The following is a 7,801-nucleotide window of genomic DNA, read 5'->3' on the forward strand; positions in this document are numbered from 1 at the left end:
CTGAGTCTGGGCAGAAGCCTCGCCAGCCTGTTCCTGAGATACGGCGTGTCCGGCCAGCCCCAGCATGAGAGCAGTGGCAGCCACGGAATGAAGTGCGTTGAATCGACGGGTCAATTTTCTGTTCCTCCCCCTCAGCGTTTACGGCGCTGGCATTGGTTCTTCCGCACATTACGGAGGCCTGCGTCCTGCTAGAGGTCTTCAGGTTCACCGTAAATCAGGGTGATTGTCAATATACGATCAGACGTCTGCGCTTATTTCGATCCAAATGTGGCGCCGGGCAGCTTGCCGCAAAATCGGGGCAAACCTTCCTGATCGCTGGCAAACACCTTCGCCTTTCAGAGACATTCATTTCCTGCCAGTACTGAACATTAATTCGCCTTAAGGAAGAAAATCCAAGGTGGCGCCGCTGGCACCATCCCAGTCTCACCAACTCAGCTGGCACCGGCGTCATCAGCCACAGACTTGCCAATATACACAGACGTCTTCATATTTGCCGGCAAGGCCATGCCGGCGAAGTCCGGACCGCGTAGCAGCGCTGACCAATAGCTCCTGCCCTGGCGCCAAGCGGGTGTAATACATGGCCCAACGACATAAAGAGCCGCGCTCACATGCGGCCCAGTTCCGGGGAAGACATGTTCAGATTCGACGAGACATTCCGCGCGGAAATCAGCGGAAACTGGCCCGCCCTGGTCGTAGCCTTCAGCTGTCTTTTGCTGGGGTTCAGCGCGCCGGCCTTCGCCCTGCCCTTCGTGTTCAGCGAGGTCATCGCCGAATTCGGCTGGACCCGCGAACAGGCAACGCTTCTTGCCTCCGCCAAATACCTTACGGGCGCGGTGGCGGCCCTGCTGGTCGGCCGCTTCGTAGACGTGATGGGCGTGCGCTCTGCACTCGCCCTGACGATAGGGATTGGCGGATTTGCGCTTGTGAGCTTCCTGTGGGTTCCAAACCTCACCGTCTATTATCTTTCCGGCGTGATGCTGGGGCTTGCGGGGCCCGGCGCCATGGTCGCGGTGAAAGTGCTGGTCTCGCGCACCTTCCACGCCTCGCAAGGCACCGCGATGGGCGTCGCGCTTCTGGGCACCAGCCTTGGTTCGGTCATCGTGCCTCTGATCGTGGCAGCCCTGATCGCCGCGCTGGGATGGCGCGCAGGCATTGCGGCGATGTCACTGGGCATCTGGTTCATTGCCCTGCCCATGCTGTATCTCGGCTTTTTCAGCCGTGCTATTGCCAGCATTGATGTGCCGCGCCTCGGCCGCAAACCGACCGAAGAGGAAAAGGCCGAGCGCAAGGCGAAGAACCGCGCCTCCACGCAAGCCCTGCTTGTCCTGACGCGCAACCCGTCCTTCTGGCTCATTGCCGCCGCCGTGTTCATTGCTGCCCTTGTGGATCAGGCCTTCATCCAGCACCAGGTACTCATCTTCAACGATCTGGGCCTGTCGCGGGAAATGACGGCGCTTGGCATCAGCGCCATCGGGCTGATCGGCATTGCCTGCCGCGTCCTGATCGGCAATCTGCTCGACCGCAGCTCGCACAAGGGCCTGTCATTTCTCTACCTGACACTGACGGCGACGGCGCTGTTTGCCTTCCTGCTGGTCAATCCGCTGATTTTCTTCGGCTTCATCATCCTGCGCGCGGTCGGCCATGCAGCGGTGCTGCTGGATACGACCGTCATGACAAAGCACGCGTTCGGACTGGAGAATTACGGCACGCTGATCGGCATCTACACCGCGATTGTAAGCCTTGGGTTTGCCATCGGTCCGTGGATCATGGGCCGGCTCTATGACATGAGTGGTTCGTACAATTCCTCGTTCATCCTCTTCACGGTTCTTCCGATCATTGCTGCCGTGCTTATCTGGTTCATGAAGCCTGCCTACTGGATTCCTGTCAGTCCTGCGGTAAAGGCGTCGGCAACCGAAGCTGGGGTCATCAAGCCATGATCAATGTGAAGGTCACCTTGCGTGACGGGGAAACGCGTACCCTTGAGGCACGCCCGGGCCTGTCGCTGATGGAAGTGATCCGCGATAGCGGCATTGACGACATTCTGGCGATCTGTGGCGGGTGCTGCGCATGTGCGACCTGCCATGTCTATGTCGATGCGGACGCCGCCGGAGCGCTGCCCGCGCGCGGACCGGACGAGGCAGACTTGCTGGAAACCTCCGACAACATGCGCGAGACATCCCGCCTGTCCTGCCAGATCCGTATCGTCGAGGCACTGGACGGGCTTGCCGTGACCATCGCTCCGGAGGAGTGATGGCGCGGACGCGCAAATGAGGCCGCCCTCACCGGCTGTGTCGGGCAAGAACGCGATTCGCGGCAACGACACGCCGCGCCTGATCCTGCTGATGGCGTATGATGGCGCGCAACTGCTCAGCCTGACCGGACCGTGCGAGGCGTTTTCTGCTGCCAACAAAGCCATTGAGGGCGAAGGCGGCCCTCCGGCCTATGCGATTGCGGCAGCCTCCGTGCGGGGCGGCAATATCCAGTCCGCTGCAGGGCTGGTGATCAACACCCGGCCCTTTGGCGACTTTGCCGGTGTGCGGCCCGATACCATCGTCATTCCGGGCGGATCCGGCATCAGGCCGGTCATGGCCGACAAGGCGTCCCTCGCCTGGCTACGCGAGGCAGCCGTCAGCGCGAGGCGGCTCGTCGCCTTTGGCGGCGGCGCTTTCATTCTGGCGGCGGCAGGCTTGCTGGGCGGGCATCGCTGCGTGACGCACTGGCGATTTGAAGAGGATTTCGAGCGCGAGTTTCCCGAGGTGCGCCTGCAGCGCGGCGCGCTCTATGTACGCGACGGGCGCATCTCCAGCGCAGCCGGTGCGAGCGCCAGCCTCGATCTGGCGATCGACATGGTCGAGGAAGATGCAGGTCACGCCATAGCCGCCAAGGTGGCGCACATGCTGGTCGTGCCGCGCTTGCGCCCCGGCGAGCAGCCACAGATCAGCGCCGAACTTGCCGCCCAGTCGGCTGAACAGCCGCGCATCGTACAGGCCGCCGAGTGGATTGCGCGCCATATCGACACCTGCCCCCCGGTCGGAGACCTTGCCCGCCAGTTTGCGATGAGCGAGCGCAATTTCTCGCGCCGTTTCCGGCAGGAAACCGGTCTGTCACCGGCGCGCTTCATCGAGCAGACAAGGCTGGAGACCGCCCGGCGCTGGCTTGTCTCGTCTACGGCATCGCTCGAAAGCGTTGCGCGCAGGTCAGGGTTTTCCAGCGCCGGTCATCTGTCGCAGGTCTTCCGCAAGACGATGGGTGTGACACCCCTCGCCTACCGCAAGGCGGCAAGGCAGGACGGGCCTACAAGCCCAGAAGACTTGCCACCATCCGCAAAGAAGTAAGGCCCAGGAAGATCGCGAACGCGCGCCGAAGCCAGACCCGCGACAGGCGGTGCGCCAGCGCGACGCCCCATGGCGCGGCCAATATGGTGGTCGGGATCAGGGCCGCGACACCGACCAGGCTTGCATAGCCGAGCGATCCGGGCGGACGGCCCGGAAGACCCCACCCGCCCGCAATGAAGCCGATAGCGCCAGGTATCGCTATCAGCACGCCAATGGCCGCTGCCGTTCCGACAGCTCGGTGGATGGGATAGCCGAACAGGGTCAGAACCGGCACGGTGAACGTGCCTCCGCCAATACCCATCATCACCGAAATGCCGGCAATGCCTGCCGCGATGGCGCGCTGCGCGTTGGCACCGGGCAAGGAATCGGAGATGCGCCAGCTCTCGCGCCCGAACAGCATGTGCAGGGAAATGATGGCGGCGAAGACGGCAAAGACCGTCATCAGAACCGGTCCACGCACAAAGCTGGCGACAAGGACACCGGCCAGCACACCCAGAATGATGCCGGGCAGCCAGCGGATGAAAAGCTCTGCGTCCACCGAGCCGCGCGCATGGTGGGCCCTCGCCGAGCTGATGGAGGTGGGGATCATCGCGGCCAGCGAGGTGCCAACCGCCATGTGCATGCGGACAGCCTCATCAATCCCTTCGATATAGCCGAAAACGAAGTAGAGGATCGGCACCATCACGATGCCGCCGCCGACGCCCAGAAGGCCGGCCAGCAGACCGGCGGCGACACCCGCCACAGCCAGAACGCTCGCCAGCAGGAGAAGCAGGTTCAGATCAGCGGGCATGGCCTTGCCTTGTCAGCTCAGAGGAAGCGCGTCGGCGCGATGATGGTCCGCCACATATGGCTGGAGGGCGAATTGTCCCAGCCGAGCCCTTCCTTGGGCGTCTTGAAATTGCGGCCGATAATGTCCTCGAATTCCTCAATCTCGACATAAGAGTCCGGATCGAAGGAGTAGAGGTCATTCACCGTGATCATCCGGGCGGTCATGTACCATTTATGGTTCCTGGCCGCCTGATACTCCCGGTCGATATAGGGATCGGGCACATAGTCCGCGCCGAACATGCGCAGATAGGCCTCCGGATACTCATAGCCGACCGACTCGTCAGGATAGAAGCGCAGCGCCTGGTGCGCCCGGACCGACCAGCTAACCTCCTCGTCCACATAGGGCTCGATCAGCTGCGCGCCCCAATAGCCATGGTCCGAGCGGATCAGTCCGAACACGGCGACATCATGCAGCAGACAGGCAAGGACCGTCTTTTCATCGAGGCCGTTCTTCATGGCCAGCCGCGCACTCTGAAGCAGGTGCTGGGACGGCCCGAAGCGGTATTTGAAGAAATCGATCAGCGTCGGGTTGTCGGGCATCTTGCGAAGCCGCGGATCCTCTCGCATCAGGAAGTGGCGGCCTGCGGTCTGCTCCTTCGTGGGCCGGGCGCGTGGCTCCACCGGATCGATGTCCCCTGACATGTAGAGCACGGACTTGACGACGACCTCGTCGAGCTCGCGGCTCATCTTTTCCTCGTGCTCCTCGGCGCGCCGGGAGAGTTCTTCGAAGGACACAGACATCTCATCCACCTCATCAAACGTTCCGGCCGCCAGACTAACGGGCTGGCTTCACATCAACCGGCCAAAGCCATCGCAAAAACGGCCATCTGCACGCCTCTTCCAGCACGTTCAGAGCATGTAGACGTCTGCGACCGCCGGAATGGTATCGTTCAGCAGGCGCACGGTTTTGCCTGCTATTTGCCAGCCCTCTTGCCCTTGCCGCAGCCGGTAAGTGTAGAGGCCGAAAAAGACGTGCTGCACCTTGCGCTTCGGATCATAGACGTGAACGCAGCCACTGGCCTTCACCAGCGCATCACCGCTCTCGTGCTCACCGGCAAGCTGGATATGGCTGAGCATGTGGGCTGTGCGCCGCAGCGGGTTCGAGGCCACCGAGAGGCCGCTTTTCAGACGCCACACCCTGTCTTCCAGACCGGCGCGGCTCTCATAATAGATCATCGACAGTTCGCTGTCGGGATCGCCCGTGGTTTCCGTCTCGTTCTTCCAGGCCGGCACCCAGTAGACAGCGTCTTCGGTATAGAGACCGAGCCAGTCTTCCCAGCGGCGCTCATCGAGCGCGTTGCCTTCAGCAAACAACAGGTCGCGTGCGTCCTCGTAGGTCAGAGCGGTCATCATGCCCTCCGCTGGCGCGGCGCGCCTTCATGCACCTTGCCGCCCGATACCATGCGCTCGCGCCAGGCCCGGTAATAGGCGTGGAAGATGGTCTCGTCGCTGAGCCAGCGGTCCGCCGAAACGGAGCTGGCGGGTTTGAGGCCGATGGCATCGGCGAACCGGTCCGGTCCAGGCTTGCTGGCGCACATGCCACGCGAATAACCCTGCAACCACGGATCGGCTTCGGACACATAGCCCTCCTGACACGCCTCATAGACGACAGCGTCATCAGGCGTTGCCAGGCCTGTCGGATTGAAGAAATCTTCATACTGGCGGATGCGTACGCGCCGGGCCTCGGCGCTTTCACCCTTGGGGGCGATGCAGAAGGTACGCATCTCGGTGCGGTTCACCGATATCGGCCGGATGATGCGCAGCTGGCTGGACGCGTTCTCGGCAAACTGGACGTTCGGAAACAGCGTCAGGTTGCGCGAGTAGAACATCCAGTCACGTTTGGCTTCGCCGACGCGGGCCGCCAGCTCGTCGCTGCGCTCATAGAGCGGCAGGGCTTCAGGCGTATCGGGCATGCGCCAGTTAAGAACATGGCCTTGCGAGAAATTATAGGTGCCGCCGGTCGGCTCCCCGGGCTTTTCCTCTTCGCGCTTGTTCACGTCCCACATATTGCGGGTCGAGCCTTCATACGCACGCTGCGTGCGCCGGTCGAGAATGCGCAGATAGGACGGGTGTACCGAGGAGAAGTGATACTGGTCGGAGCAGTTCTCCAGCTGCAGCTTCCAGTTGGCATCGAAGGTGAAGCTGACCGATCCGGGGACGAGCTCCATGCCGTCCGGGCTCTGGTCAGCGATGAGATCGATGAGCGGGCGCGCATCGCCAAGATACTCCTCCAGAGGCGGCACATCGGCACTGAGGCTGGCAAAGAGGAAGCCGCGATACTCGCCAAAGGCGGCCACCGTAAAGAGGTCGTGACTGGCGGCCTCGAAGGCCTCGCTATACGCGCCAGCGGCCTTGCCCTTGATGGCGCGGTTGCGGCCGGAGCTGTCAAAGGACCAGCTATGGTAGGGGCAGACATGCAGCTTTGCGTTGCCAGCCTCGTGCTGGCAGATGCGCGCGCCCTTGTGCGGGCAGGAATTGTGAAACGCCTTGATTTCGCCCTCGCCATTGCGCGTCACCAGTATCTGGTGGCGGCCAATGGTTGTGGTGAAGAAGTCGTGTGGCCTGGCCAATTGAGAGGCGAGACCGACAAACACCCAGCCGCTCTCGAAGATGTATTTCATCTCCAGTTCGAAGAGCTCCGGATCGGTAAAGACGCGCCGGTGAACGCGGAAGACACCCTCATCCGGGCGGTCATCAATCAGATCAGCAAAGTCCTCGTGGTGCGCCATGGATGCGCTCCTTCCCCTAGCCGTGTGCGATGTATTTGGGCACGAGATAGGCATCGAGCCCTTCGATCCCGCCCTCGGAACCGTGCCCGCTATCCTTCACCCCGCCGAAATGCGTTTCCGGCCCAGTCAGGATGGAGAAATTGATGCCGATCATGCCGGCCTCGATAGCATCGCCGATATCGGCAGCCGTGCGCGAGGAGCGGGTATAGGCGTAGGCAGCAAGGCCATAGGGCAGCCGGTTCGCTTGTGCGACCACCTCGTCAAAGCTGGAAAAGGGACGCGTCACGGCGACCGGGCCGAACGGTTCCTCGTTCATGATCCGCGCTGAATTGGGCACATGGGCCAGGACGGTAGGCTCCCAGAAATTGCCCTTGCCGCCTGGCCCCTTGCCGCCCGCCATCAGGCGTGCCCCTTCGCCCAGCGCATTGCCCACCATCTCGTTCATGGCGACGAGGCGGCGGCCATTGGCCAGTGGCCCCATCCCGCTTTGCGGATCGAGGCCATTGCCGATGCGGATTGCGCTCGCATGCTCTGCCAGCTTCCTTGCGAAGCTGTCGTGGACGCTCTCGTGCACGTAGAAACGTGTTGGCGCGATGCAGATCTGTCCGGCATTGCGGTATTTCGACCCGCCGGACATGCGCACGGCGAGGTCAAGGTCGGCGTCCTCAAAGACGATAACCGGCGCATGCCCCCCCAGTTCCATCGTGACCGGCTTCATCTGCGCGCCCGCGAGCGAGGCGAGATGCTTGCCGACGCCCGTGGAACCGGTGAAGGAAATCTTCCGGATTACCGGCGAGGCGATCAGGTAATCGGAGATCATGGCGGGCACGCCAAAGACGACGTTCAGCACGCCCTTGGGCAGACCAGCGTCATCGAGACAGCGCGCCAGTTCCAGGCAGCTGCCCGGTG

Annotated in this window: 8 protein-coding genes; 3 read left to right on the forward strand and 5 right to left on the reverse strand. The window is 62.4% G+C overall.

Annotated features, from left to right (window positions below; genetic code table 11):
- Window positions 1-632: 632 nt before the first annotated feature.
- The 3 genes from ACTS2Z_RS11905 to ACTS2Z_RS11915 are packed head-to-tail and all read left to right on the forward strand — an operon-like array spanning window position 633 to window position 3,335.
- Window positions 633-1,937: an MFS transporter gene (locus tag ACTS2Z_RS11905; RefSeq protein WP_442573428.1), complete on the forward strand. Its 1,305-nt coding sequence runs from the start codon at window positions 633-635 to the stop codon at window positions 1,935-1,937.
- Window positions 1,934-2,251 (forward strand): 2Fe-2S iron-sulfur cluster-binding protein, encoded by a 318-nt coding sequence (locus ACTS2Z_RS11910; protein WP_442573429.1) that lies wholly within the window; start codon window positions 1,934-1,936, stop codon window positions 2,249-2,251. Before ACTS2Z_RS11905 ends, ACTS2Z_RS11910 begins: the two co-directional genes overlap by 4 nt.
- 16 nt (window positions 2,252-2,267) lie before the next feature.
- Complete coding sequence (locus ACTS2Z_RS11915; protein ID WP_442573430.1) at window positions 2,268-3,335, forward strand: GlxA family transcriptional regulator; 1,068 nt, start codon at window positions 2,268-2,270, stop codon at window positions 3,333-3,335.
- Here ACTS2Z_RS11915 and ACTS2Z_RS11920 read toward each other — a convergent pair.
- The 5 genes from ACTS2Z_RS11920 to ACTS2Z_RS11940 form a co-directional block, all read right to left on the reverse strand.
- Window positions 3,295-4,125, reverse strand: coding sequence for a sulfite exporter TauE/SafE family protein (locus ACTS2Z_RS11920; protein WP_442573431.1), 831 nt, complete (start codon window positions 4,123-4,125; stop codon window positions 3,295-3,297). The two genes, ACTS2Z_RS11915 and ACTS2Z_RS11920, sit on opposite strands and share 41 nt — an antisense overlap.
- A 17-nt stretch (window positions 4,126-4,142) precedes the next feature.
- Window positions 4,143-4,904, reverse strand: a complete 762-nt coding sequence (locus tag ACTS2Z_RS11925; protein ID WP_442573432.1) for a hypothetical protein — start codon at window positions 4,902-4,904, stop codon at window positions 4,143-4,145.
- A 108-nt stretch (window positions 4,905-5,012) separates the two neighbouring features.
- Complete coding sequence (locus ACTS2Z_RS11930) at window positions 5,013-5,516, reverse strand: aromatic-ring-hydroxylating dioxygenase subunit beta (RefSeq protein WP_442573433.1); 504 nt, start codon at window positions 5,514-5,516, stop codon at window positions 5,013-5,015.
- Window positions 5,513-6,892: an aromatic ring-hydroxylating oxygenase subunit alpha gene (locus ACTS2Z_RS11935; RefSeq protein WP_442573434.1), complete on the reverse strand. Its 1,380-nt coding sequence runs from the start codon at window positions 6,890-6,892 to the stop codon at window positions 5,513-5,515. The genes ACTS2Z_RS11930 and ACTS2Z_RS11935 overlap by 4 nt, the downstream gene beginning before the upstream one ends.
- Before the next feature lie 16 nt (window positions 6,893-6,908).
- A partial coding sequence (locus ACTS2Z_RS11940) for an aldehyde dehydrogenase family protein (RefSeq protein ID WP_442573435.1) occupies window positions 6,909-7,801 on the reverse strand: 893 nt, incomplete at its 5' end.

The organism is Glycocaulis sp. (assembly GCF_052168375.1).
GTDB lineage: Bacteria > Pseudomonadota > Alphaproteobacteria > Caulobacterales > Maricaulaceae > Glycocaulis.

Bases quoted from the DNA above. Each gene is read 5' to 3' on its own strand.
- ACTS2Z_RS11925 (WP_442573432.1), bottom strand. From the start codon at position 4,904: ATGTCTGTGTCCTTCGAAGAACTCTCCCGGCGCGCCGAGGAGCACGAG.
- ACTS2Z_RS11915 (WP_442573430.1), top strand. From the start codon at position 2,268: ATGAGGCCGCCCTCACCGGCTGTGTCGGGCAAGAACGCGATTCGCGGC.
- ACTS2Z_RS11930 (WP_442573433.1), bottom strand. From the start codon at position 5,516: ATGATGACCGCTCTGACCTACGAGGACGCACGCGACCTGTTGTTTGCT.
- ACTS2Z_RS11935 (WP_442573434.1), bottom strand. From the start codon at position 6,892: ATGGCGCACCACGAGGACTTTGCTGATCTGATTGATGACCGCCCGGAT.
- ACTS2Z_RS11910 (WP_442573429.1), top strand. From the start codon at position 1,934: ATGATCAATGTGAAGGTCACCTTGCGTGACGGGGAAACGCGTACCCTT.
- ACTS2Z_RS11905 (WP_442573428.1), top strand. From the start codon at position 633: ATGTTCAGATTCGACGAGACATTCCGCGCGGAAATCAGCGGAAACTGG.
- ACTS2Z_RS11920 (WP_442573431.1), bottom strand. From the start codon at position 4,125: ATGCCCGCTGATCTGAACCTGCTTCTCCTGCTGGCGAGCGTTCTGGCT.